The 23,827-nt window shown below is 66.4% G+C and carries 23 protein-coding genes and 2 pseudogenes; 15 read left to right on the top strand and 10 right to left on the bottom strand.

The features are described 5' to 3' along the window. The first annotated feature begins 115 nt into the window (after positions 1-115). The 4 genes from ACLLJI_RS15035 (at position 116) to ACLLJI_RS15020 (ending at position 3,488) form a co-directional block, all read left to right on the top strand. A complete protein-coding gene (locus ACLLJI_RS15035) occupies positions 116-1,573 on the top strand; it encodes an FAD-dependent oxidoreductase (RefSeq protein WP_434613779.1) in 1,458 nt (485 codons plus the stop codon). Next, positions 1,573-1,809, top strand: a complete 237-nt coding sequence (gene thiS, locus ACLLJI_RS15030; protein WP_283559526.1) for a sulfur carrier protein ThiS — start codon at positions 1,573-1,575, stop codon at positions 1,807-1,809. The genes ACLLJI_RS15035 and thiS overlap by 1 nt, the downstream gene beginning before the upstream one ends. Positions 1,810-2,016: 207 nt before the next feature. Further along, positions 2,017-2,778, top strand: a complete 762-nt coding sequence (locus ACLLJI_RS15025; RefSeq protein WP_434621566.1) for a thiazole synthase — start codon at positions 2,017-2,019, stop codon at positions 2,776-2,778. 47 nt (positions 2,779-2,825) lie between these two features. Beyond that, positions 2,826-3,488, top strand: a complete 663-nt coding sequence (locus ACLLJI_RS15020; RefSeq protein WP_434613776.1) for a 4a-hydroxytetrahydrobiopterin dehydratase — start codon at positions 2,826-2,828, stop codon at positions 3,486-3,488. A 439-nt stretch (positions 3,489-3,927) separates the two neighbouring features. On the opposite strand, the gene ACLLJI_RS15015 is transcribed toward ACLLJI_RS15020, so the two are convergent. From ACLLJI_RS15015 to ACLLJI_RS15000, 4 genes are all read right to left on the bottom strand, one after another. Beyond that, positions 3,928-4,332 carry a helix-turn-helix domain-containing protein gene (locus ACLLJI_RS15015; protein ID WP_434613773.1) on the bottom strand — a complete coding sequence of 135 codons (405 nt, stop codon included), beginning with the start codon at positions 4,330-4,332 and terminating at the stop codon, positions 3,928-3,930. A 386-nt stretch (positions 4,333-4,718) separates the two neighbouring features. Further along, positions 4,719-5,027, bottom strand: coding sequence for a hypothetical protein (locus ACLLJI_RS15010; RefSeq protein WP_434613770.1), 309 nt, complete (start codon positions 5,025-5,027; stop codon positions 4,719-4,721). A 31-nt stretch (positions 5,028-5,058) separates the two neighbouring features. After that, a complete protein-coding gene (locus ACLLJI_RS15005) occupies positions 5,059-5,283 on the bottom strand; it encodes a DUF3107 domain-containing protein (RefSeq protein ID WP_434613767.1) in 225 nt (74 codons plus the stop codon). A gap of 67 nt (positions 5,284-5,350) precedes the next feature. Further along, positions 5,351-5,989, bottom strand: a complete 639-nt coding sequence (locus ACLLJI_RS15000) for a TetR/AcrR family transcriptional regulator (protein ID WP_434613765.1) — start codon at positions 5,987-5,989, stop codon at positions 5,351-5,353. A gap of 101 nt (positions 5,990-6,090) precedes the next feature. Between ACLLJI_RS15000 and moeB the strand changes: the two genes are divergently transcribed. The 3 genes from moeB (at position 6,091) to ACLLJI_RS14985 (ending at position 9,200) form a co-directional block, all read left to right on the top strand. After that, positions 6,091-7,308, top strand: coding sequence for a molybdopterin-synthase adenylyltransferase MoeB (moeB, locus tag ACLLJI_RS14995; protein ID WP_283559524.1), 1,218 nt, complete (start codon positions 6,091-6,093; stop codon positions 7,306-7,308). 143 nt (positions 7,309-7,451) lie between these two features. Beyond that, positions 7,452-8,465, top strand: a complete 1,014-nt coding sequence (locus tag ACLLJI_RS14990) for an SDR family NAD(P)-dependent oxidoreductase (protein ID WP_434613762.1) — start codon at positions 7,452-7,454, stop codon at positions 8,463-8,465. Then, positions 8,466-9,200 carry a M50 family metallopeptidase gene (locus tag ACLLJI_RS14985; RefSeq protein WP_434613759.1) on the top strand — a complete coding sequence of 245 codons (735 nt, stop codon included), beginning with the start codon at positions 8,466-8,468 and terminating at the stop codon, positions 9,198-9,200. It abuts the gene before it with no gap. 279 nt (positions 9,201-9,479) lie between these two features. Here ACLLJI_RS14985 and ACLLJI_RS14980 read toward each other — a convergent pair. Both ACLLJI_RS14980 and ACLLJI_RS14975 read right to left on the bottom strand, forming a co-directional pair. Continuing rightward, positions 9,480-10,247 (bottom strand): annotated as a pseudogene (locus ACLLJI_RS14980) (glutamyl-tRNA reductase); the annotation flags it as partial. A gap of 237 nt (positions 10,248-10,484) precedes the next feature. After that, positions 10,485-10,949: pseudogene (locus tag ACLLJI_RS14975) on the bottom strand (glutamyl-tRNA reductase); the annotation flags it as partial. Between the two features lie 246 nt (positions 10,950-11,195). Here ACLLJI_RS14975 and hemE point away from each other — a divergent pair. The 8 genes from hemE (at position 11,196) to hemL (ending at position 20,229) form a co-directional block, all read left to right on the top strand. Further along, on the top strand, positions 11,196-12,257 hold the full coding sequence (gene hemE / locus ACLLJI_RS14970; protein WP_434613756.1) for a uroporphyrinogen decarboxylase: 1,062 nt from the start codon (positions 11,196-11,198) through the stop codon (positions 12,255-12,257). Next, entirely contained in the window at positions 12,257-13,777 is a 1,521-nt protein-coding gene (hemG, locus tag ACLLJI_RS14965) for a protoporphyrinogen oxidase (protein WP_434613753.1), read from the top strand. Before hemE ends, hemG begins: the two co-directional genes overlap by 1 nt. 120 nt (positions 13,778-13,897) lie before the next feature. Beyond that, positions 13,898-14,623 carry a hydrogen peroxide-dependent heme synthase gene (gene hemQ, locus ACLLJI_RS14960; RefSeq protein ID WP_434613750.1) on the top strand — a complete coding sequence of 242 codons (726 nt, stop codon included), beginning with the start codon at positions 13,898-13,900 and terminating at the stop codon, positions 14,621-14,623. Then, positions 14,620-15,825 (top strand): ferrochelatase, encoded by a 1,206-nt coding sequence (locus ACLLJI_RS14955; protein WP_434613747.1) that lies wholly within the window; start codon positions 14,620-14,622, stop codon positions 15,823-15,825. Before hemQ ends, ACLLJI_RS14955 begins: the two co-directional genes overlap by 4 nt. A 4-nt stretch (positions 15,826-15,829) precedes the next feature. Next, a complete protein-coding gene (gene hemC, locus ACLLJI_RS14950) occupies positions 15,830-16,849 on the top strand; it encodes a hydroxymethylbilane synthase (protein WP_434613744.1) in 1,020 nt (339 codons plus the stop codon). A 29-nt stretch (positions 16,850-16,878) separates the two neighbouring features. Next, positions 16,879-17,853: a uroporphyrinogen-III synthase gene (locus ACLLJI_RS14945; RefSeq protein ID WP_434613741.1), complete on the top strand. Its 975-nt coding sequence runs from the start codon at positions 16,879-16,881 to the stop codon at positions 17,851-17,853. Next, positions 17,850-18,830, top strand: coding sequence for a porphobilinogen synthase (gene hemB / locus ACLLJI_RS14940; protein WP_283559428.1), 981 nt, complete (start codon positions 17,850-17,852; stop codon positions 18,828-18,830). Before ACLLJI_RS14945 ends, hemB begins: the two co-directional genes overlap by 4 nt. A 28-nt stretch (positions 18,831-18,858) precedes the next feature. Beyond that, a complete protein-coding gene (gene hemL / locus ACLLJI_RS14935) occupies positions 18,859-20,229 on the top strand; it encodes a glutamate-1-semialdehyde 2,1-aminomutase (protein WP_434613737.1) in 1,371 nt (456 codons plus the stop codon). A gap of 129 nt (positions 20,230-20,358) precedes the next feature. Here hemL and ACLLJI_RS14930 read toward each other — a convergent pair whose 3' ends face one another. From ACLLJI_RS14930 to ACLLJI_RS14915, 4 genes are all read right to left on the bottom strand, one after another. Further along, a complete protein-coding gene (locus tag ACLLJI_RS14930) occupies positions 20,359-21,096 on the bottom strand; it encodes an amino acid ABC transporter ATP-binding protein (protein WP_283559426.1) in 738 nt (245 codons plus the stop codon). A gap of 2 nt (positions 21,097-21,098) precedes the next feature. Next, positions 21,099-21,857, bottom strand: a complete 759-nt coding sequence (locus ACLLJI_RS14925) for an amino acid ABC transporter permease (RefSeq protein ID WP_283559425.1) — start codon at positions 21,855-21,857, stop codon at positions 21,099-21,101. A gap of 8 nt (positions 21,858-21,865) precedes the next feature. Continuing rightward, positions 21,866-22,792, bottom strand: coding sequence for a substrate-binding periplasmic protein (locus tag ACLLJI_RS14920; protein ID WP_434613732.1), 927 nt, complete (start codon positions 22,790-22,792; stop codon positions 21,866-21,868). Positions 22,793-23,137: 345 nt separating this feature from the next. Next, positions 23,138-23,821 (bottom strand): 3'-5' exonuclease, encoded by a 684-nt coding sequence (locus ACLLJI_RS14915; RefSeq protein WP_283559423.1) that lies wholly within the window; start codon positions 23,819-23,821, stop codon positions 23,138-23,140. Between the last annotated feature and the right edge of the window lie 6 nt (positions 23,822-23,827).

Below are 23,827 nucleotides of genomic sequence, written 5' to 3'. Positions count from 1 at the left end.
CCGGCTGAGAGGGCACCGGGCGTTTCGTCACGTGCCGACCGAATTGTTCCGCTGGGCCAACGGCCCGGCGGACGGAACCTGATCCGGCTCATACCGGCGTAGGGAAGGAGAACACGTGCCAGCGAGCAATGAATTGGCCCTTGAAGCCGACGTCGTCGTAGTCGGCGGCGGTATCGTGGGCCTGGGCATCGCCTGGGAGGTGCAGCGTACCGGACGCTCTGTGACGGTCATCGATCCCAGCCCCGCCGCCGGCGCAACGTTCGCCGCAGCCGGAATGCTGGCTCCTGTCAGCGAGCTGCATTACCAGGAGGAGCAGTTGCTGGGGCTGACACTGGCCTCCGCCGCGCTGTGGCCGGAGTTCGTGGCGCCGCTGGCTGCGGCTGGTCATGCGGACACCGGTTTCCGGACCACGGCGACGCTGGTGCTGGGTGCCGACGCGGCAGACCGCAGGGCGCTCGCCGACCTGCGGCAGGTCCAGCTCTCGCTTGGGCTGGCGGTGGATCCGCTGACCATCCGCGAGGCCCGCGCTGAAGAACCCCTGCTGGGTCCCCAGCTCTCCTGCGCCTTTCGAGTGGCGCACGATCATCAGGTGGATCCCCGGGGGTTGGCAACGGCGATCCGGGTGCAGCTGAATGTGGTCGCGGCCGCGTCCGGGCGGCTGATGGAGGAACAGACCTCGATCCGGCGGAAGGCCGCCGGTCTGGTGCACCGCGATCCCGCCGATCCCGATTCCCGCGTCACGGGGGTGCTGCTGGAGGACGGGCGCACGGTCCGTGCCGGCGAGGTGGTGGTGGCCAACGGGCTGGGGGCCCCCGCCCTGACCGGTCTGCCGGCCGGACTTCGGCTGCCGCTGCGCCCGGTGTATGGAGACATTCTTCGGCTCGGTGTTCCGGAACATCTCCGGCCGCTGCTCACCTCCACCGTCCGCGGACTGGTGCGCGGGGTTCCGGTGTACATCGTGCCGCGCAACGACGGGACGGTGGTCATCGGTGCGACCCAGCGCGAGGAGGGAGTCGTCGGAGGTTCGGCAGGGGCCGCGGGGGGCGAAGTTGGGACCGCGGGAAGCTCGCGGAGCCGAGGTGGGACTGCGGAAAGCACCTCGGGAAGCACCGCGGCGGGCGTGTCCGCCGGCGGGGTCTATGCGCTGCTGCGCGACGCCCAGACCCTGGTGCCGGCAGTTGCAGAGCTGGAACTCCTGGAGACAACCGCGCGCGCCCGGCCCGGGACGCCGGACAACGCACCGCTGCTCGGCCGGGTGGCTGGACGACACGGCGACGTGGAGGGACTCATCATCGCCACCGGCTTCTTCCGGCACGGGGTGCTGTTGACCCCGATCGCCGCGCAGATCTGCCGGCAGCTGATGAACGGCATCACGGCTCTAGAGTGGACGCCGTTCCGCCCGGACCGGTTTTCGGTGGTCGCCTATTCGGCCGGCGCCTATTCGGTCGACCCCGGTTCGGCCGGTCCCGATGCGGCCGGACCTGCCGCACCGTCAACACCGTCAACACCGTCAGCAGTCCCAGCAACGGCAGCACCGTCAGCTGTTCACAATCATGAGGGGGATTACCAATGATCAGCATCAGGCTCAACGGACAAAACCAGCAGGTGGAAACCGGCCAGCACGTGGCCGCCCTGGTTTCCGGGGTCACCGGGCGCGCCATCGACGCGTTCGGCCAGGCATCCGATGGCGCTCGGCTCGGCGTGGCCGTGGCCGTCAATGCCGCCATTGTCCCCCGCAGCCGGTGGAACGCCACCGAGCTGGCGGATAACGACGACGTGGAAATCGTGACCGCGGTTCAGGGTGGCTAGCGACCCACCGGCAGGTGGCCTTCGGGCTGACCGACAGGCTGACGGGGCGGTGGATGGGGCGGATTCCGCGGCTCATGCAGTGGCGGATGCGGAAATAACCATGGAAAGACGAAGGTTGAAGCAATGAACGAGCAGGCAGTTAAGACGACGTTGGACCCGACCGCTGCCCGCGCGGCGCTCGCCGATTCTCCGGGTGCGGATTGCCTGATGATCGACGGCGTTGCGCTGGCCTCGCGTCTGATCATGGGAACCGGTGGAGCGCCCAGTTTGGACGGGCTGGGAGCAGCGCTGCTGGCCTCCGGAACGGAGCTGACCACCGTGGCCATGCGGCGGCACAATCTGTCAGCCCCTGCCGGCACCTCGCTCTTTGCCCTGCTGCTGGAACACCACATCCGGGTGCTGCCCAATACCGCGGGATGCTTTACCGCACGCGAAGCCGTGATGACGGCGGAGCTGGCCCGCGAGGCGCTGGAAACGGATTGGGTGAAGCTGGAAGTCATCGCCGACGAGCGCACGTTGTTGCCGGACGCCGTCGAACTCGTTGACGCCACGGAACAACTGGTGGGCCGCGGGTTCAAGGTCTTCGCCTATACCAATGACGACCCGGTGCTGGCGCTGAGGCTGGAAAACCTGGGCGCGGCGGCCGTGATGCCGCTCGGCGCGCCGATCGGCACCGGGCTAGGCATTTTGAATCCGCACAACATTGAACTGATCGTCGCGCGGGCCTCCGTTCCGGTGGTGCTTGATGCCGGTATTGGCACCGCCTCCGACGCGGCACTCGCGATGGAACTGGGCTGCGACGCCGTCCTGCTGGCGACTGCCGTCACGCGTGCCCAAGACCCGGTCAGGATGGCGGAAGCCTTTAAACATGCCGTGATCGGCGGTAGGCTGGCCGCACAGGCCGGGCGGATTCCACGGCGTGAACACGCGCTGGCCTCCTCAGCGATGGAGGGTCGACCGGACCTCTAGCTGCCCATCATCTGATCGGCAGCACACGGACAACGAGGGAGCCCGCGATGGCAGCCACCGACGTTCTGAACCGGCAGCAGCTCCATGACGCGCTGGAGGTATTGCCGCACTGGAGCTACCGGTTGGGGGGTCTGCAGTCCGTGTTCAAGCTGTCGTCCGCCCGCGCGGCGCTGGATCTGCTGGCCCGCATCGGCGACCTGGCGGAGGCGGCCGGCCATCATCCGGACGTTGACTGGCGCTATAATCTGTTGTTCCTCAGGCTGACATCCCATGATGCCGGCAGCGAGGTGACCAGCCGGGACGCGGCACTTGCCAAGGAAATCTCAGCCGCCGCCGAAGAGGTTTCAGCCGCCGCGAAACCGGAGCTGAACCGGACGGTGGAGCTGGGCATCGACACGGCCGACCCGAGCGCCGTGGCCGAGACCTGGCGGCTGGCGCTGGGTTACAAGGACGGACCCTACGGCGATCTGGTGGACCCCTATGGTCGCGGCCCGAACGTGTGGTTCCAGAAAACGGAAACCCCCAACTCCAGCCGAATGCATGTGGATGTGCACGTCTGCGCCACGGAATCTCCCGCTGTACTCAGCGCTGTCGAAGGTACCGGGGCCGGGCTGGACCACAGCCATGCACCCCAGTGGGTAATTGTCACGGATGCCCAGCAGAACAGGCTGTGCATGTGCACCGAGGAAGGGCGCGGCCCGGATCTGTGAGGACGGATTTGCGCCCGGCAAGTGGCCCTCGTCGCAGGGTAAGGAACAAACGGCTCGTATGGAAGAACGACGCAGGTCGGCGGAGAAGCCAGGTGCTAGAGCTTGTCCGGGGACCGCAGCCGGCTGGGTTTGCGTGTGAACTCCTGAGGTTGGTCGAGAGGATGCGCAGAGCATCCTGCCCGGCTGACCTTTCGCCCTCGTCGAGAATGAGCCAGGATCGGTGCCGGGGGGTCTTTTAGCGCGCCTGCAAGGGTAATAATCCGTGACCGGTCGCTGCCCTTCATGGCCCCAATCAGGGCCAGAGCATCAGTGAGAGCAACGGATAGCACGGCAGTATTCGGTGCGCTGCAGGCACTGCGGTCATAGGGTGCCCCAGCCGCCCGGTGGCATGAGCAGATCCCGTACGGGGCGGTCGCCGTCGGAGAAGTCTGCTGTGCGCTCAGCTGAAGTCATGGAGCAACTCTCCGAGGATGCGGGCACCGGCTGAGCGTTCGCGCACAGCTAGGGAGTCCATCAGGTCGACGGTGAGGGTATGGTACCCACGGATGACGGCGTTGCCGGCCGGATCTGGCGCCATCCCGTAAGAGCGTGCAGATTCCTCTGCTTCGCCGTTGATCCATGGGGCCTCCTGTCCGGAGAGAAGGGCCAGGGCCGCCCACGTGGTTCGCTCCGTCCAGGCTCTGCCGGGGCTGGTGCGGGAGGTTGCCAGGCGTTCGACGGAGCCTGCATCGATCATGGTGTTGCGTCCGATGCTGTCGGTTCTGACCAGGCTGCCGGTCTTTACAAGCTGGTGAACTGATACGCGGCTAATGCCCAGACGTTCCATGGCTTCCGTGACGGTCATCGTGCTGTCGCTTCTGGGCATGCTAGGGCTATCCATGTAAGCGATTGTGTCAACGGCTAATTTATGTAAGTGATTATGCCGCTGCTCTCGCTTGTTTTGGCTCCCCAGGTACGGGGTTTCCGGTTTGCCGCTGGCGCGCCGGGGTTATCCTTTCTTCGTTCGGCTCGAGGCGTAGAGAACCGCCGGTATCCAGGGCTGCGACCACCTCACCACCACTGAAACCCGATACCCAGGCCTCAACCGGATCCTGCGATTCGAGAGCAATGCCTGGGAAACGTCACCCGCCAATTGAAGCGTCCGGAGCCCTGAGGGTGGACCCACCCCGACGGTCCAGCCGGTCCGGTACAAATGGCCGGGTTCAGTGCCCGAACAGCAGCGACGCTAGTTCAGTATTGGCGCAGGATGACGGTCATATGGGCCCTCTCGAACGCCGTCCGACGGCGTCCCAGCAGTTGCGTTGCCGTGGTGGATAGAACGACGCCGACCAGCAGCGAGGCAATCCACGGGATCCAGGTCAGTCCCGGCTGATAGCCGAGCCCGGCTGCTACCGTGATGATCCAGGTCAGCAGGGCAGCGGCCACAGCAATGCCCGCGGGGAGCAGTTCACCATACGTGTGGCGATGTTTTCGGTCCGTTCCCCACACGATGGCGCCGGCGGCCGCGGACAGCAAGGCGATGACCACAAGATCAACCATGGCGGTACCTCCCTGTTCCTGGCAGTCTGGTCTAGAGAGCGCCGAAGCCGACCCGGCGCGATTCTTCGGCACCAACCTCGACGTAGCCTAAAACGTTGGCGGGGACAATGACGACCCGGCCCTTATCATCGGTCAGGCGAAGCTCGGCGCCCTTCGAGATGGCCTCGGACACGAGGGTGGCGACCTCATCCGCATTCTGGGCGGACTCCAGCACAATTTCGCGTCCGACGTTCTGAATACCGATCTTGATTTCCACCGTGGTGTCTCCTTTTATTACCGGGCATATTGCGGATCCGGGCCCACGGCCCGTCCCTGAGTTTAGTCTAAGGCTCTTTGGGGAAGCGGCTGATTCCGCGCCAGGCCAAACGGTAAATCAGTTCACTGGCCACATCGAGGTCCAGATGCCCGTCGGTTTCCAACCAGTAGCGGGCACTGACCTGGGCCATTCCCGCCAGGGCACGGCCCAGCAGGGTGGCCTCGATATGGGGGAGCTTGGTGTCCTCGGAGATGACGCCGGCAATGGCATCGGCATAGGCGGCATTAAAGGTCTCGAGCCGGGCGGCGACCTCGGGATCGTTCACCAGATCCGATTCAAAGACGAACCGGTACGCCTGATCATCCTTGGCAATGAACTCGAAGTAGGCGCGCATCGTCGCCTGAACGCGGAACTTATTGTCCGTCGTCGAGCCCAAAGCGGCGATCAGCCGACTCGTCAGCTCGGCCAAATGGGCGTCGAGCAGAGCCAGATAGAGTTCACGTTTGCTGGGAAAGTGCTGGTACAGCACCGGCTTGCTGACGCGGGCGGTGTCGGCGATTTCATCCATCGCGGTGCCGTGGTAGCCGTTGGCGACGAAGACTTCCTGGGCGGCGGCCAACAGCTGGGCGCGCCGTTCATCGCGGGGGAGCCGGGCCAGCCGCGGGCGACCGCCGGCCCGTTGCGGGCCATGAGGATCCTGGGTCATGCCGTGGCGCCTTTCCGGTTCGCGCCCCACCGGAGCGTATCGATCCACTCTACCGGCCGGTAATATGACTGCGCTCACGCCAAGGGCATAGATTAATGTTTATGGTACCAACATTGCGGGCAAGCACCGCGCAGCGCAGTTCCGATTCCCCGGCCCTCCCAGCCCTGGTGGAGCCCGGTCCGGAACTGAGCCGGACGGAAATTGAGCGGTATTCGAGACACCTGATCATCCCCGAGATCGGCACCGAGGGGCAGCGTCGGCTGAAGAATGCCCGTGTTCTGGTGATCGGGGCCGGCGGTCTGGGCTCGCCGGCACTGCTGTATCTGGCCGCCGCCGGCGTGGGGACCATCGGGATCGTGGACGACGACGACGTGGACCTGAGCAATCTGCAGCGGCAGGTGATCCACTCGGTCGCCGATGTGGGCCGAAGCAAACTCGAATCCGCCAGGGATTCCATTGCGGCGTTGAATCCGCTGGTGAACGTGCGGCTGCATCCGCTCCGGCTGGATTCATCCAACGCGCTGGAAATGTTTGCCGATTACGATCTGATTCTGGACGGCGCGGACAACTTCGCCACCCGCTATCTGGTTAACGACGCCGCTGCGCTGCAGGGCAAACCCTATGTTTGGGGCTCCATCCTGCGCTTCGATGGACAGGTCAGCGTCTTTTGGGAGAAGTTCGGCCCCAGCTACCGTGACCTGTACCCGGAGCCGCCGGCCGCAGGATCCGTCCCCTCCTGCGCCGAGGGCGGGGTGTTCGGGATGCTCTGCGCCGCCGTCGGCTCCATGATGGTGATCGAAGCCGTGAAGCTGATCACCGGCGTAGGCCGTTCCCTGCTCGGCCGCCTTTTGATTTTTGACGCCCTGGGCTCCAGCTGGCGGGAAATCAGCATTTCCAAGGACCCGGACGCGGTGCCCGTGGCCGGCCTCGTGGACTATGCGGACTTCTGCGGTGTACCGGCGGCCGCGGCCGGGACAGACACAACGGACACCATTTCGGCCCGCGGTCTCGCGGCACGGCTTGCCGCCCGGGATCGCGGAGAAGACGGTTTTGAGCTCATCGATGTCCGCGAGCCGGGAGAATTCGGCATCGTGCGCATCCCCGGATCCGTGCTGATCCCGCTGGCCGGGATCCAGACCGGCAGCGCGCTGCCACGGATCGCGCGCGACGTGCCGCTGGTGCTGCACTGTAAGTCCGGCGCCCGCTCGGCCCAGGCGCTGGCGAGCCTGCAGGCGGCCGGTTACGACGACGTCGTCCATTTGGATGGCGGCATACTCGCCTGGGTGCGGGACGTGGAACCGGACAAACCCGTCTACTGACCGGTCACTGACCCCTAACTGACTCTTGACTGACCCGTTACCAGGCTGCCGATCGACCTGAGGTGCTCATTTTGCAGCTAGGGAGAGCCGATTGCCCCAGAATACGCACCCATATTCGACGATGCCCAGAACAGGAAGAGCTTATGGACACCTCCGCAGAACATGTCACCTCGGCAGAACAAATGACATTGCAGCATAAGATCAACTCCGGCTTCGGGGCACGCTCCACCGCGGAGGAGGTGCTTCAAGGCCTTGACCTGGAGGGAACCACCGCGATGGTGACGGGCGGTTATTCAGGACTGGGGCTGGAAACCACGAAGGCGCTGGCCGCGGCGGGTGCATGGGTGGTGGTTCCGGCCCGCCGGCCGGATCATGCTCAGGAGGTCCTCGGCTCCGCCGGCCTTTATCCGGACCGGGTGGCCGTTGATGCCCTGGATCTGGCGGATCAGCACAGCGTAAAAGACTTCAGCGCCCGCTTTCTGGATTCCGGGCGCAGCCTGGACATCCTGATCAACAACGCGGCCATCATGGACAGCGCGGAAAAACGCGTGGTTTCGGGCTGGGAGTCGCAGTTCGCCACCAACCCTTTGGGCCATTACACCTTGACCAATCTGCTGTGGCCGGCCCTGACCGCCGGCGGCGGTGCGCGTGTCGTCGCGTTGTCCTCCACCGGGCACAAGCTCTCCGGTATCCGGTTCGACGATCCGCAGTTCAACACCGGCTATGACAAATGGCAGGCGTATGGACAGGCCAAGACGGCGGACAGTCTCTTTGCCGTCTGGCTGGACCGGCGCGGACGCGGCGCGGGGGTGCGGGCCTTCGCCGCACATCCGGGCGGCATCATGACCGAACTGCAGCGCCACTTGCCCCGTGAAGAGATGATTGCCGCCGGTTGGTTGGATGCGCAGGGCAAAGTCGATCCGCGGTTTAAATCACCGGAGCAGGGCGCCGCGACTTCCATCTGGGCCGCCACGGCGCCCGTGCTGGCGGAGATGGGTGGAGTCTACTGCGAGGACTGTGATATCGCCGAGCCGACCGACCCGGATTCGCCCACGTCCCGGCTGGCCGGCGTCGATGCGCACGCAGTGGACCCGGATGCCGCGGCCAGGCTCTGGGATCTTTCCGCGGAGCTCACCGGCATTAACGTGTTCGCTTAGGTGTCGCTGCTCTCCGCGGACGGCTGGACGGACACGCTGGTCGGTGCGATCACCCGAGGAGCGCCGCTGGATCCCGCCGGCCCCGTGCTGATAATGATTCTGGCCGCCGCCGTGGTACTGGCGGTCCCCGGTATTGTGTGGCGGCACTTCGGCATTTATGTCACGGTGGTCCACGAACTCGGCCACGCCTTTGCCGCGCTGCTGACCGGGCAGCGGCTGACCGGCATTCGGATCCGGTCCGACCAGTCCGGAACGACGCATACCCTCGCGCGGGGACGGTGGCCGGCGGTCTGGTCCGGCTTCTGGGGCTATCCCGCGCCGGCCGCGGTTGGCGCAGCGCTGGTGCTCGCCGCGTTGACCGGCTGGCAGAGCGCGGCACTCCTAGCGGGCGCCGTTGTCATGCTGCTGTCCCTGCTCTTTGTCCGCAACTGGTTCGGCGCCCTGGCCGTGCTGGTCTGCGCCGCGGTATCCGTGGCGCTGCTGTACCTGGCGGACGGGCGTGTCCAGGGCCATGTGCTGCTGGTGCTCGGCGCGGCGCTGCTGCTGGGAGCCGTGCTGGCCTGGTTCAACGTCATCGCGGTGCACCTGACGCGGCGGAACCGGCTGGCTTCCTCGGACGCGTACCTTTTGTACCGGCGGACGGGGATTCCGTCCGTCGTGTGGCTGCTGCTGATGGGCACGGTGATCGCGGCATGCGCGTGGGCCGCGGTCACCGCAGTGCTGATAGCGGGCTGAGAGGGGCACCGCTCCCCGACAACGGGGCCGAGCCGCGACAATCCGCTCCGCGTAAGCGGGGCCGAGGCCGGGGCCATGAGAACGGCGCCTGATTGGGCTGCGAAAAGGCCGGCCGGGGCCGTGAGAACGGCGCCGGATTGGGCTGCGAAACTGTGGCCGGACCGCGGGGACGGGGCCGGACCGCGAGAACGGTGCTGGGCAACTGCGTTTTCGCGGGGCAACTGCGTTCTCGGCGGGGAGGCGTGGGCCGGTACAGCGGGGCCGGGCACCGGACGGAGTTCAGGCCGTGTCGGCCGAGCGGTCAACCGGGCATTCGAGCGGAGAAACGGCAGCCGGCTGATCCACCGTGATGCCAAAAAGAGCCTCGAGGCCGGCCAGGTAGCTGTCCTGCTCGCCGGCGGCCGCCAATTCGCGGGCCCGGACCGTCGGGATATGCAGCAGCGACTTGACCATCCGGCGCATCGCGAATTCCACTTCCTCTGCCGCGGCGGTGCAGCCGTGCTGGGCACGTACGCGGGCGATCTCGGTATCCAGCACGCCCATGGTGTGTCGGCGCAGTGCCACGATGGCGCTGTCCATGGAGCGGACGCTCTGCTGATCTTCGAAGCTGCGGGCGGCCTCGGCAACGATGCTGCTGGCGTGCGCCATCGATTCCGTCTGCTCCGTCGGTGCGGCCAGCCGGACGGATTCGAGCGTCAGCAGTTCGACGCCGTCCAGTTCCGCCACGGCCGGATCGAAGTCGTGGGTCAGCGCCAGATCAACAATGACCAGCGGGCGCGCCAAACGGCGGCGCAGGCGGGCAATTTCTGCCGCGTCGACGCGATGGTCCGATCCACTGCAGCCGATCAGGATGTCCGCGGCGGCGACGGCGCCCTGGAGACTCTCGGCTGTCAGCGCGGTCCCGCCGCGCGTTGCGACGAAAGCCGCTGCCCGGCCGGAGGAGGAGAAGACCGAGATGTCCCGGCAACCGCGTTCGGTGAGCCTGGCCATGGTGGCGCCGGCGTAGGCTCCGGTGCCGAAAATGACGGCCCGTGAGCCGGAGAAGTCCCCGCCGGTACCCTCCCGGCTGACCCAGTCGCCGGCGGCATGGGTCCCTCCGTCAGCGGCAGGGGTCCCGCCATCAGCGGTAAGGCGTGCGGCGGACATGGCCGGCCGTGCGTCGCCGAGTTCGGCAGCCAGATCCAGTGCCACCGAGACGATGGAGAGCCCACGGCTGCCCAGCGCGGTCCGCGCGCCAACATCTTTGGCGGCCTTGGAGGCGGACTGAAACAGCCGGACCAGGGCGGGGCTGGCGGTCGAATCCTGCTGGGCGCCGGTCAGGGCGCGCCGGACCTGGCCGGCAATTTCGCGTTCACCGACGACGGCGGAATCCAGTCCCGCGCTGACGGCAAACAAGTGCCGGCTCACGGCCGGTCCGCTGCGCGTTTCGAACGCACGGGAGACGGTGTGTTCGGAGAGCCCGCTGGTCTCGCTGATCCGGCTGATGACCGCGGAACGTGCCGCTTCGACGTCGTCGTCCGTCTTTGTCTCGGCGTAAATCTCATACCGGTTACAGGTCGCAAGCGCCACCGCGCCGAGGATTTGGGGGTGGCTATCGAGCACGGACAAAGGGACCTCGGAGGCGCCGGCGCTCAGGCGGGCAACTGTCTCGAGGTCAATATCGGCGTGCGACGCAACAAGGGAGAATAGGACCACAACCCCTCCATAGTACCGACTTCTTGGCCAGATAGAACAAGCAAGGGGAGCCATAGCTGAATTCTGACCGGTGATCTTCGTTACCTCGGACGGATACAGCCCGGCGCCCGCGCACGGTCCTGGCGCGGTTTTGACGCCATGCGGCCGGATGACCGGCCGCCGTTGCCTCCCCGAAGCCGGAGCCGGAGCCTGGGCCTGGGGCTGGGGCTGGGCCTGGGGCGGCAGTTGGGATGGGAGCCGGAACCAGCACAGCGGCACTGCGGTTATCCAATTGGGCAGATCTTCGGCAGAATCAGAGCCATGACACTTAGCCAGACACATCCGCTGATGGATGGCCGCACCGCCGATTCGCCGCTGATCACCGCCTACCGCGGGGGGAAGCCGTCGCGGCGGCCGGTGTGGTTCATGCGCCAGGCCGGGCGTTCACTGCCTGAATACCGGGCGCTGCGCAAGGGCGTGGCGATGCTGGAGTCCTGCCTGAACCCTGAACTGGCCTCGGAGATCACCGTGCAGCCGGTCCGGCGGCACGACGTGGACGCAGGCATCTTTTTCTCCGACATCGTCATCCCGCTTAAGCTGGCGGGCGTCGGCGTCGACATTGTCCCGGGCGTGGGTCCGGTGCTGGATGCGCCGATCCGCACGGCCGCGGATGTGGGCGCCCTGCCCACGCTGACCGACGAAGCGCTGGAGCCGATCCGCGAGGCCGTCCGGCTGACGGTGGCCCAGCTCGGAAAGACGCCGCTGGTCGGCTTTGCCGGGGCGCCGTTCACGCTGGCCGCGTACATGGTGGAGGGCAAACCCTCGCGGGATCATCTGGGCCCGCGCACCATGATGCATGTGGATCCGGCTGCCTGGCAAGCACTGACCCGGTGGGCGGCAGACGCGTCCGGGATGTTCCTGCGCGCCCAGCTGGAAGCCGGGGCCAGCGCCGGCCAGCTCTTCGACTCCTGGGCAGGTTCGCTGGGGCTGGCCGATTACACCCGCTACGTGGCCCCCGCGTCCTCACGTGCACTGGATCATGTGCGCGATCTGGGGGCGCCGCTGATCCACTTCGGTACGGGGACATCCGAGCTGCTCGGGGCCATGCACGACGTCGGGGTGGACGTGATCGGGGTGGACTACCGATTGCCGCTGGATGAAGCCAACCGCCGGCTGGGCGGAAAGGTGCCGCTGCAGGGCAACATCGATCCGGCTCTGCTGTCCGCGCCCTGGGAGGTGCTCGAAGCCCACGTGCGCGAGGTCATCACTGCCGGTGCCGCCGCGCCCGGGCACGTGCTGAACCTGGGGCACGGTGTGCCACCGGAGACGGATCCGGCCGTCCTTACCCGGGTCGTGGAACTGATCCACTCGATCCAGCCGTGATGTCGGCAGGGGAGCCACAGTCACGGCCGCAGCCGCGTCCACGATCGAAGCCGCGCGCGGTCGTCGTCGGCGGCGGAATCTCCGGACTGGTGGCGGCCCGTGACCTCGCCGCGGCCGGCCATCGGGTCACCGTGCTGGAAGCCGGGCACGCCTTCGGGGGCTGCGTGGGCTCGCACGGGGTGGCAGGCCTGCTGCTGGACAGCGGCGCGGAGTCTTTTGCCACGCGTTCGACGGCGGTCGCAGACCTGGCGGCCGACCTCGGGCTGGGCGGCAGCATCGTCTCGCCCGACCCCGCCGGCGCCTGGGTGCAGTTGCCGGACGGCCCGTTGCCGCTGCCCAGGACCGGAGTACTGGGAATTCCTGCCGATCCGCACGCGCCGGAAGTCCGCCGGGCGCTCGGTTTCGCCGGTTCTCTGCGCGCAGCGCTGGATGCCCGGCTGCCCGCGTCGGTGGGGACGACGGCGGAAGAGTGCAGCGTTGCGGCGCTGGTGCGGGCCAGGATGGGCCGGAAGGTGCTGGAGCGTCTTGTGGCCCCGGTGGTGGGCGGCGTGCATTCCGCGGATCCTGAACTGATCGACGTGGACGTGGTGGCGCCTGGGCTGCGCAAGGGGATCCTGCAGCATGGTTCACTGGCCGCCGCGGTGTCGGCCCAGCGTGCATCCGCCAAGGCTGGATCCGCGGTGGGCGGGCTTGCCGGCGGGATGTTCACGCTGGTCTCCGCCCTGACGGCGGCCTTGCGGCAGGCCGGGGTGGAACTGCATGTGGGGCATCCGGTGACTGCGATTTCGCGCAATGCGCCGGCGGAATCTGTTACGAAAGCGCGGGGCGGGGCCAATAGATCGTTTGCCGCAGGAGCGTGGACCGTGTCGGCCGGGGACTGGACCACTCAGGCGGATGTTCTGGTGGTGGCCACCGACGGACCGGCGGCTGTGCGTTTGCTGGGGCCAGCCGTTCCCGCACTCGCCGAACACGCTCCGGCTGCCGGGCCGGATGTGCGGTTGGTGACGCTGGTGCTGGATTTGCCGGAGCTGGACACGAAACCCCGCGGCACGGGCATTCTGGTGGCCCCGCAGACCTCTGGCATCCGGGCAAAGGCGCTGACGCATGCCACCGCAAAGTGGCAATGGCTGGCCGATCTCGCCGGCCCCGGTAGGCATGTCCTCCGGCTCTCCTACGGCCGCGCCGGGACGGAACCCGCAATGCCGAGTCCTGCCGGGCCGAGCCGCGCCGGGACGGAACCCGCCACCGATGAGGAGCTGCTCGCCGCAGCACTCGCAGACGCGTCCACCCTGCTAAGTCAGACGGTCAGCCGCGGCGTGCTGGTGGACTGGGACGTGGTCCGGTGGCCCGGTTCATTGCCGTTTGCCGCCGTCGGGCACCGCAAAGAGGTGGCCGAGGTCCGCGCCATTGCGCGGCGGCAACCCGGGCTGCTGCTGCTCGGCGGCTGGCTGGCCGGGAATGGCCTGTCCGCCGTGGTGATGGATGCCCGAGCCGCGGTGGCGCTCCTGCTGTCGGACTGATGCAGCCGCACTTCGAAGACGGCCACCACTAGGCTTCGTGGCCTGTGAGTTTCGCAACTTCTACCGGCTGTAGAGGTCGTCGGTTTCAACTTTCGGGTCCGGAGGGGCAAACTGGTAACCATGAGCCACACTTCTGCGGAATCTGTCACTAAAACTTCTGATCCGGAAACGTTCGATACGACGCCGGTTACGAGTCCGTTTACCCTCTGGACGGTCTTCAAACGCGTTGGGCTGCCGGGTGCGGGCAGCGAACAGCGCGTCGCCGCTTTTGAAGAACTGGTAGCCGGCTTGGCAACAGAGCACATCACCTTGCGCGGGGCCTACGACGTCTCCGCCATGCGCAGCGACGCCGACGTGATGATCTGGCTGATCGGTCCCAGCGCGGACGGACTCCAACAGGCCGTCCGGCAGATCCGCCGGAGCGATCTGTTCACCGGTACGGAGATTGCCTGGTCGGCTATGGGCGTGCACCGCGAGGCTGAGTTCGCCAAGAACCATGCCCCGTCCTACATGTCCAAGACAGAGCCCAAGGACTGGGTCTGTGTGTACCCGTTCGTCCGCTCCTACGAGTGGTACATCCTCCCCCCGGAGGAGCGCGGCAAGATGCTGCGCGACCACGGCATGCTGGGCCGGGATTTTCCGGGAGTACTGTCCAACACCGTCTCGTCCTTCGCCCTCGGTGACTGGGAATGGATCCTGGGACTGGAAGCCGACGACGTGCTGGACCTGGTTGATCTGATGCGCCATCTGCGCGCTACGGAGGCCCGCACGCATGTCCGCGAAGAAATCCCGTTCTACACCGGCCGCCGGATCAGTGCCGGCCAAATTGCCGAGGTTTTGCGATGACGCAGGAGGCAAAGGGGGCCGTTTCCGTAGTGAATCCGGTCACCGAGGCCGGCCGGAAGGCACCGAGGAACTACGACGCCGTCCTGCTCGCCTCGTTCGGCGGACCGGAAGGCCAGGATGACGTGATTCCGTTCCTGCGCAACGTCACGCGCGGACGCGGCATTCCGGATGAGCGCCTCGAAGAGGTCAGCCAGCATTACCGCGCCAATGGCGGCATCAGCCCAATCAACGCGCAGAACCGCGTGCTGAAAACGGATCTGGAAGCCGAGCTCGCCTCCCGGGGCATCGGCCTGCCGGTGTTGTGGGGCAACCGGAACTGGGCGCCTTATATCGCGGACACACTGCAGGAAGCCTACGACGCCGGCCACCGCCGGCTGCTGATGATCACCACCAGCGCCTATTCCTGTTACTCCAGCTGCCGGCAGTACCGGGAGGACATCGGCGTCGCGCTGACCGACACCGGGCTCGACGGCAGGCTGGCCGTGGACAAGGTCCGCCAGTATTTTGACCACCCCGGTTTTGTGGAGCCCTTTATTGAAGGTACCGCCGCGGGACTGGCCAAGGTGCGTGCCGATCTGGCCGCAGCTGGCACCCCTGATGCGCCGGTGCACGTCCTTTTTTCCACGCACTCCATTCCATTGCGCGATGCGGAGGCGGCCGGACGCTCCGAGGATGAGCCACGCCGCTTTGCCGAGGGCTCCGCTTATGTGGCCCAGCACCTGGCCAACGGAGCCGAGGTAATAAAGCGGGCTGATGCCGTCACCGGTGCGGCCGCACCCACCCCGTGGTCACTCGTCTACCAGTCCCGGTCCGGCGCGGCGCACGTTCCGTGGCTGGAACCGGATATCAATGATGCGTTGGACGAGCTGGCCGGGCAGGGCGTCAAGGGCGTGGTGGTAGTGCCGTTGGGCTTCGTCACGGACCACATGGAGGTTGTCTGGGATCTGGACACCGAAGCCAAAGAGACCTGCGAAAGACTGGGACTGGCCTTTGACCGCGTCCCGACACCGGGCACACACCGGAAATTCATCGCCGGTCTGGCGGATCTGATCTGCGAACGGACCATGGCGAACTACATCACGGACCGTCCGGCCATGACGGATCTCGGACCGTGGTACGACGTCTGCCGGCCGGGCTGCTGCGCTAACTTCCGCGGGGAAACGCCCAGCATCGCCGGCGCGGACAGCACCGTTGGACGGTAGCCGGGTGGACACGGTAAAAGTAGGCACCCGGGCGAGCAGGCTGGCGCTGACCCAGACGCAGCAGACCGCTGACAGGCTCGCCGCCGTCGGAGGTTTTGCCGTCGAGCTGGTGCACGTAAAGACCGACGGCGACGTCCTGACCGGACCGCTGTCGCAGATGGGCGGCACCGGAGTTTTTGTGACCGCGCTCCGTGACGCGCTGTTGACCGGACGCTGCGACGTTGCCGTGCATTCGCTCAAGGACCTCCCGACAGGGGCCGCGGAGGGGCTCAAATTAGCGGCAATACCCGTTCGTGAGGATGCCCGGGACGCCCTGTGTGCGCGCGCCGGACTGACGTTCGATGACCTTCCCGCAGGCGCGAAGGTGGGGACAGGCTCGCCGCGCCGTGCGGCCCAGCTGCGCGCCGCACGGCCGGATCTTCAGATCGTCGATATCCGCGGCAACGTCGATACCAGACTGGGTCGCGTCGCAGGGCTGCCGGGTAACGCCGACGTACCCATTCTGGAGGGCAAATCCGGCGACCTGGACGCTGTCGTGCTGGCGGCAGCCGGGCTTGGACGAATCGACAGGCTTGATGTGGTCAGCGAGTTCTTCAGTCCCGACATCATGCTCCCGGCGGCGGGGCAGGGCGCGCTGGCCGTCGAGTGCCGCAGGGCCGATGCCCCCGGAAGCTTTGGTCCGGTGACCGGAACCGCCAGCGGTGTGCCCGGAGAGTTGGCGCGGGCATTGGCCGCGCTGGACGACCGCGACACCCGGCTCGCCGTCACTGCCGAACGGGCTCTGTTGGAGCGCCTTGAGGCCGGCTGCAGTGCTCCGGTCGGGGCCCTCGCGCTCCGGAAGGGCAGCATGTTGTATTTGGACGCGGTGGTCTGTGCCGTGGACGGCACGGCATCCGTGCGCCGGAAAAAGGCAACCGACGGCCTTACCGAAGTCGGTGCCACGCTGCTCGGCATCGATCTGGCCGAGGAACTGTTGGCCCACGGCGCCGGGGATCTGGCCGACCTGGCCGGCAGCGGGAAATGATTCCGCGGGAACAGGCACCGCGGTCAGGTATGTCGGCCGGCTCCGCTCTGGGCGGACTCCGGGTCGCCATTACACGGAGCCCTGACCGCGCGGACGCGCTGGTACATGCCCTGCAGGACCAAGGGGCCGTCCCGTTCCTGGTGCCTCTGATCGATTTTGAGCTTGCCCCCGATCAGGACTCGTTGTCAGGGCGCCTCGCGGCGCTGGCGGCCGGGGAGTACGACTGGCTATTGGTCAGCAGCATTACCACGGTGCGCGCGCTGAAGCAGTGGTGTGCCGAACGCGGAACCGAGCTGCCGGCGCTGGTCCCGGCCGGGACACGGGTTGCCACCATCGGGCCTACGTCGCGACGGGTGCTGGAGGCCGAGGGACTTACCGTGCAGCTGGCCCCTGAGGACGTGCAGTCCGCTGCCGGTCTGGTGGCCTTGTGGCCGGCCGGAGCGGCACGGGTCCTGCTGCCGCATTCCAACCTCGCCGACCCGGCCCTGGCGGCCGGCATGAGCCGGGGCGGGGCCGCGGTCGACTCGGTCACGGCATACGTGACGGTTGACTACCCGGCCCGGACGGAGCAGCGGCTCACCGCCGTGCTGGCTTCCGGTCAACCAGGCGCCGCGGCGCCGGTCAATGGCCTCGTCAATAACGGTACGGCCTGCGACGGCCGGGCCAGTTACCGTGCGCCCGCCCCAGCGCTGACGCCGGCGCAAGCGAAGGTGCTGATCAGCGGCGGCGGGCTTGACGCCGTCGTCGCCGCGTCAGCAAGCGCGGCCCGGAGCATTGCCCGCCAGCTCGCGCCGCTGCCCCAGCGATGTCTGCTGGTCGCCATCGGCGAACCGACCCGTGACGAAGCTGTCCGGCTGGGCCTTGCCGTCGCGGCCACGGCGAAGAAACCAACGCCGGCCGGAATTGTGGAAGCGCTGGTACAGGCCGTGAAAGACGCCGCGGCCACCGAGCCGGCCGTCCGCGCATCCGTAACCGCGGCTGCCGATCCGAAGGAGTCCTCATGAGTTTCCCCCACCACCGTCCGCGCCGGCTGCGCGCCACCAACGCGCTTCGCCGCCTCACGACCGAATTCCGGCTGGATCCGGCCGAGCTGATTCTGCCCGCCTTTATCCGCGAGGGTCTGAACAATCCGTTGCCCATCAACTCCATGCCGGGCGTGGTCCAACACAGTACCGAATCGCTGAAGCGTGCGGCGGTCCAAGCCGTGGAGCACGGGGTGGGCGGGATCATGCTCTTCGGCGTACCCGCCGAGCGCGATGCCACCGGCTCCGCCTCGCTGGACCCGGACGGCGTGTTGAACAAGGCCATCCGCGATGTCCATGCGGAGGTCGGCGATGATCTGGTGGTCATGAGCGATCTCTGTCTGGACGAGTTCACCGATCACGGCCACTGCGGCGTGCTTAACGCGTCCGGCGGCGTGGATAACGATGCCACGCTGGAAATTTATGCGGACATGGCCGTGGCACAGGCGCGGGCCGGTGCTCAGGTGCTGGCGCCGTCGGGCATGATGGACGGTCAGGTAGCGGTCATCCGGCAGGCGCTGGACGCCGCCGGATTCGAGGAAACGTCCGTGCTGGCGTACGCCGCGAAGTACGCGTCGGCGTTCTACGGTCCCTTCCGGGAAGCCGTTGATTCCCAACTGACCGGGGACCGGCGGACCTATCAGATGGATCCGGGTAACCGGCGGGAGGCCCTGCTGGAGGTAAAGTTGGACCTCGCCGAGGGCGCTGACATGGTGATGGTGAAACCGGCCATGAGCTATCTGGATATTTTGGCCGACGTGGCCGCGATGTCCCCGGTTCCGGTCTCCGCCTATCAGGTGTCCGGCGAATACGCGATGATCGAAGCCGCGGCCGCGAACGGCTGGATCGACAGGCGCCGCGCCATCGAGGAATCCGTGCTCAGCATCAGGCGGGCCGGCGCTTCCATGGTCCTGACCTACTGGGCCACCGAACTGGCCGGCTGGCTGAAAAACCCCTAAGCCCCTCACGGCCTGAAAGAATGGACCTATGATCAGCACAGACATTTCAGCTTCACTCTTCGACCGGGCCAAGTCCCTGATGCCCGGCGGCGTCAATTCCCCGGTACGCGCCTTCGGCTCGGTGGGCGGGACGCCGCGTTTCATGGTGTCCGCCAAGGGCGCCCATCTCACGGACGCGGACGGACGCGACTATGTGGACCTGGTCTGCTCCTGGGGGCCGGCCCTGCTGGGACACGCCCACCCGGACGTTCTGGCGGCGGTGCATGCCGCCGTCGACCGCGGACTGAGCTTCGGGGCCTCGACGCCGGCCGAGGCGGAACTGGCGTCGCTGGTGCAGCAGCGCGTGCCCGCCGTCGAACGGCTACGCATGGTCTCCACCGGTACCGAGGCGACCATGACGGCGGTCCGGCTGGCCCGCGGGTTCACCGGACGTAACCTGATCATCAAGTTCGCCGGCTGCTACCACGGGCATCTGGACTCGTTGCTGGCCGCCGCGGGCTCCGGCCTGGCCACCCTGGCGCTGCCCGGCTCGGCCGGCGTCACCGCTGCCACCGCCGCGGAAACGCTGGTGCTGCCTTACAACGATCTGGGCGCCGTTGAGGCGGCCTTTGCCCGGCATGGTCACAGCATTGCCGCGGTCATCACGGAGGCCGCGCCGGCCAATATGGGCGTGGTGGCTCCGGGCGAGGGCTTCAACGCCGGGTTGTCCCGGATCACCGCCGGGCATGGCGCGCTGCTGATCCTCGACGAGGTGCTGACCGGATTCCGCACCGGACCGGCCGGCTACTGGGGGCTGACCGGCGGAGCGCTTGGCGGGACGTCCGGGGCGCCGGTCGGGGGGACAACAGGGAGCTCAACAGCTTCGGGTCCGGAGTGGACGCCGGACCTGTTTACCTTTGGCAAAGTGATCGGTGGGGGACTCCCGACGGCGGCGCTGGGCGGCCGCGCGGAGGTCATGGACTACCTGGCACCGGTGGGACCGGTCTACCAGGCGGGCACCCTCTCCGGGAATCCGGTGGCCATGGCAGCCGGTGTCGCCACGCTGACCGCGGCGACGGCGGACGTCTATGCAACCGTAGATGCACGGTCGATGGAGCTGTCCTCGGCGCTGTCCCAGGCTTTGAGCACGGCCGGAGTGGACCACAGCATCCAACGCGCCGGCAGCCTCTTCTCCGTCGCCTTCGGCACGTCCGAACGGGGCGTGCACAACTACGAGGACGCCCAGGGACAGGAGACGTTCCGTTACGCGCCGTTCTTCCACGCGATGCTGGACGCCGGTGTCTATCTGCCGCCGTCGGTCTTTGAGGCGTGGTTCCTTTCCGCGGCGCACGATGACGCGGCGATGAACCGTATCGTGGACGCGCTTCCTGCTGCGGCGAAGGCCGCCGCAGCCGCCTAACTAGGACGCCGGCCGGGTACACCCGGCCGGATGCCGCTGAAATGGACCGGTGCCGTGGGAATCTCCACGGCACCGGTCCATTTGTCTGGCATTATGCCGTCCCGGGATGGCTGCCCACCGGTTCTCGGACTACAGAACGTCGGAGAGGAAGCCCCGCAGCCGGTCCGTCTCGGGGGCGGTGAAGAGCTGATCAGGGGATCCGGTCTCCACCACGACGCCGGCGTCCATGAAAGTCACCGTATCCGAGACATTGCGGCAGAAGCCCATCTCGTGGGTCACAACCACCATTGTCATACCCGACTTCGCCAAATCTGCCATCAACGCGAGGACCCCCTTGACCAGCTCCGGATCCAGGGCCGACGTGGCCTCGTCGAAGAACATGACTTCCGGCTGCATCGCCAGCGCACGGGCAATGGCCACGCGCTGCTGTTGGCCGCCGGAGAGGTTGGCGGGGCGTGCGTCGGCCTTGTGCCGAAGCCCGACAAGGTCGAGCTGTTCCAGCGCTTGGACGCGTGCCTGATCTTTGGGGACTTTGCGCAGCTTCCGCAAGGCCATCGAGACATTTTCCACCACGGTCTTGTGCTGGAAGAGGTTGAATTGCTGGAAAACCATGCCGATCCGCTGGCGCAGCTGGTCCGGATTCTCCGTCAGGACGGACTTCCCGTCGAGCAGGATGTCACCCTGATCGGGTTCGATGAGCCGGTTCATCACGCGCAGCAGTGTGGATTTTCCGGAGCCGGAGGGGCCGATCACCGAGGCGGTGGTGCCCTTTTCAACGTGCAGATCAATCCCCCGCAGCACGTGGTTGGGGCCGAAGGACAGGTGCAGATTCTTGCCGGTCAGAGTGCCGGAGCTGATCTCAGCCATGGTTACGCGCCCTTTCCGACGACGGCGGCGGCTTCATCGGGCTGGAGTTTCTCCGGCCGGCCGGTGCGGAGCCTGTTGTCGATGAAGTTCACCAGATGGGTCAGCGGTACCGTCAGCACCAGGTAAAGGATGCCGGCGGCCACCAGGGGAGAGAGGTTTCCGGAGTTGGCGGCCGCATCATTGCCGACCCGGAAGATCTCGCGCTGACTGGCCAACAGACCAAGCAGATAGATCAGCGACGAGTCTTTAATTAGGGAGATCATCTGGTTGACCAGCGCCGGCAGCACGCGCCGGATACCCTGCGGCACCACGACCAGCTGCATGGAAGTCCCATAGCTGAACCCCAGGGCACGGGATGCTTCCAGCTGCCCCTTCTCCACGCTTTGAATACCCGATCGGAAGATCTCACCTATGTAGGCGGCCGCCATCAGGGAGAGCGCCAGAACACCTAACGGGAACGGATTGGTGGAGCCGGTAAGCTGGCGGACGGAGGGGCCCAGACCGATGCCGATCAGCAGGATCGTCACGATGGCAGGCAGACCGCGGAAAATGTCCGTGTAGATCCGTGCGATCCATCGCCACAAGGGATTGCGCGAGATGCCCATGATCGCCAGGATCATGCCCAGGACGGACCCGATAATGCCGGCCGAAACAGCCAGAATCAATGTATTGGGCAAACCAACCGTGAGCAGGTTGGGCACTACGGCGCCCATGGCCTTCCAGTCAAAGAATGTTTTGAGAAGTTGCTCAAATGCGTCCATAATCGGCCCTACGGGAGGGTGACTGCCTTGCTGCCGGGCTTCCACGTCTTCGGGGTCTCGCGGGTCGGGTACCACTCCTTGACCAGCTTGGACCAGGTCCCGTCGGTGATCACAGCGTCCAGGCCGGAGTTCAGGGCGTCGATGAGAGCCTGGTTCTTGGAGTTCACCGCGTAGGCGGTGAAGTTCTGGGTGTTAATGACGGTCTCCGCAATCACGGTGCCGTCGCCGTCCTTGACCTGGCCGGTTGCCTGCTGGGAGGGCGCAACCCACGCGTCAACCTGGCCGTTCTTCAGATTGGCGTACAGGGAATTGTAGTCATTGAAGCGCACCGGCTCGATCTTGAGCGTATTCGTGACGTAATCATCCTGGATCGACCCTTGGACAACGCCGATGCGATCGTCCTTGGTCAGGTCCTTGAATGACTTAATTCTGGAGTCGGTCTTGGCGACGACGGCCATGTAGCCGAAGTCGTAGCCGTTGGTGAAGCCCACGTTCTCACGGCGTTTGTCGGTGGTGGAGATGGAGGAGGATCCAACGTCGAACTGCTTGTTCTGCACCTGGGCCAACAGGGCGGAGAAATCCGTGGAGGCAAACTCGACCTTCAGCCCTAGCTTATCCCCGACGGCGCGAAGCAGCTCGTTGTCGAAACCGGTGAACTTGCCGGACTTGTCCAGGAAAATGTTCGGCGGGGCATCAGAGAGTGTGCCGACGCGCAGGGTGCCGTCAGTGATCAGTCCCAGCGCGGACTTGTCGATCTGGTCCAGCGGCGTCACGGTTTTCGTCGTGTACTTGTCCAGAGCCTGCTGGTCGCTGCCGGCCAAGGCATCGGTGGGCGAGGAGCCGCTGTCAGCGCTGCCACCGCAGGCGGAGAGTGAGACGGCCAGGGCGACGGCGACTGGAACGGTGGTTAACCACTTGAGGGCTTTGGTTTTCATCCGGCAATCACTTTCATAGAGGTCCGTACCGCAGGGCACGGCGGGAGGGGAATTCGGGTGGGCAGGGAGCCGGTGTGCTGGCGTGCAATAAGCGCCTTAGCAGAAACTCAACTTGCCGAACTAAATTATGTCATCCGGGTTGATTCGCAAGCCGGAATGCACAAGTGACGCCAATCATCGCTGTTCAACGAAGATAATTTGGTCACTCCTCCTACCCGACCTTCGGTTGCGGGGCTGGTGCGGCGCGGAGTGAATTCCTGCTGGCACTCGGTGGCCCCGCAGCCTTTATCGGGTCGTGTGAGATATGTCCCAATAACCGCCGGTGCGAATCGTCGGCGCGGATCGCTAGGGGAGCAGCGGCCAGTGTCCCTCGATAACGGCCGCCGGATTCTTCCGGCGCAGATAGCTCTGAAAGTCCGCCGCCTGGGCGGCGGCCCAGCCAACCTGGGAAGCGTGCAGCGCAGCGGCTTCGAGCCGCAGCTCGGGAAAGCGGAGTGCCAGCGCATCCGCGAGCCGGATGGTGGCAAGCGCATCGGCGGCGGAGGTGTGCGCGTCCTTAAGGCGGACGCCATACTCCGCGCACAGCGCCCCCAATGTCCGGCTGCCCTTACGGTATTTGTGCACCTGTTTGTTGCAGATGTACGGATCAATGACCGGCAAGGCACCGATCGGCAGCACGTTGTGACGGACGGATTCGCGGGCCAGAACGGTGAAGTCATAGCAGGCGTTAAACGCGATGACGGGGATACCGGCGGCGAATAGCCCCGTGAGCACCTGGGCCACCTCCGTTGCCGCCCGGGCGGCCGGAATGCCGTGCGTTCGGGCCCGCTCCGTCGTCACCCCGTGAATCGCCGTTACTTCAGCCGGAATCTCGATGCCGGGATCGGCAAGCCACTCGTGCTCGGCCGTCACCGTCCCGCCGCCGTCGACCACCACAATCGAAGCGGTGACCAGCCGCGCCTCGCGCGGATCGCGGCCGGTTGTCTCGACGTCGAACGCTGCCCTGGGGAGTGTGTGCCAACTGCTCATAAATCC

This window comes from Arthrobacter sp. A5, assembly GCF_051131705.1.
In the GTDB taxonomy this organism is placed as follows: Bacteria; Actinomycetota; Actinomycetes; order Actinomycetales; family Micrococcaceae; genus Arthrobacter_M.
Note: the sequence above shows the minus strand (reverse complement) of the source record. Positions and strands in the feature narration are given on the sequence as shown.

Excerpts from the sequence above, each read along its gene's own strand:
- ACLLJI_RS14955 (WP_434613747.1), top strand. The coding sequence starts at position 14,620 with ATGACGCAGGAGGCAAAGGGGGCCGTTTCCGTAGTGAATCCGGTCACC.
- ACLLJI_RS14945 (WP_434613741.1), top strand. The coding sequence starts at position 16,879 with ATGTCGGCCGGCTCCGCTCTGGGCGGACTCCGGGTCGCCATTACACGG.
- hemQ (WP_434613750.1), top strand. The coding sequence starts at position 13,898 with ATGAGCCACACTTCTGCGGAATCTGTCACTAAAACTTCTGATCCGGAA.
- ACLLJI_RS15000 (WP_434613765.1), bottom strand. The coding sequence starts at position 5,989 with ATGACCCAGGATCCTCATGGCCCGCAACGGGCCGGCGGTCGCCCGCGG.
- ACLLJI_RS14915 (WP_283559423.1), bottom strand. The coding sequence starts at position 23,821 with ATGAGCAGTTGGCACACACTCCCCAGGGCAGCGTTCGACGTCGAGACA.
- hemL (WP_434613737.1), top strand. The coding sequence starts at position 18,859 with ATGATCAGCACAGACATTTCAGCTTCACTCTTCGACCGGGCCAAGTCC.
- ACLLJI_RS15010 (WP_434613770.1), bottom strand. The coding sequence starts at position 5,027 with ATGGTTGATCTTGTGGTCATCGCCTTGCTGTCCGCGGCCGCCGGCGCC.
- moeB (WP_283559524.1), top strand. The coding sequence starts at position 6,091 with ATGGTACCAACATTGCGGGCAAGCACCGCGCAGCGCAGTTCCGATTCC.
- ACLLJI_RS14920 (WP_434613732.1), bottom strand. The coding sequence starts at position 22,792 with ATGAAAACCAAAGCCCTCAAGTGGTTAACCACCGTTCCAGTCGCCGTC.
- ACLLJI_RS14930 (WP_283559426.1), bottom strand. The coding sequence starts at position 21,096 with ATGGCTGAGATCAGCTCCGGCACTCTGACCGGCAAGAATCTGCACCTG.
- hemG (WP_434613753.1), top strand. The coding sequence starts at position 12,257 with ATGTCGGCAGGGGAGCCACAGTCACGGCCGCAGCCGCGTCCACGATCG.
- ACLLJI_RS15015 (WP_434613773.1), bottom strand. The coding sequence starts at position 4,332 with ATGACCGTCACGGAAGCCATGGAACGTCTGGGCATTAGCCGCGTATCA.
- hemB (WP_283559428.1), top strand. The coding sequence starts at position 17,850 with ATGAGTTTCCCCCACCACCGTCCGCGCCGGCTGCGCGCCACCAACGCG.
- ACLLJI_RS15025 (WP_434621566.1), top strand. The coding sequence starts at position 2,017 with ATGATCGACGGCGTTGCGCTGGCCTCGCGTCTGATCATGGGAACCGGT.
- ACLLJI_RS14990 (WP_434613762.1), top strand. The coding sequence starts at position 7,452 with ATGGACACCTCCGCAGAACATGTCACCTCGGCAGAACAAATGACATTG.
- hemE (WP_434613756.1), top strand. The coding sequence starts at position 11,196 with ATGACACTTAGCCAGACACATCCGCTGATGGATGGCCGCACCGCCGAT.
- ACLLJI_RS15020 (WP_434613776.1), top strand. The coding sequence starts at position 2,826 with ATGGCAGCCACCGACGTTCTGAACCGGCAGCAGCTCCATGACGCGCTG.
- ACLLJI_RS14925 (WP_283559425.1), bottom strand. The coding sequence starts at position 21,857 with ATGGACGCATTTGAGCAACTTCTCAAAACATTCTTTGACTGGAAGGCC.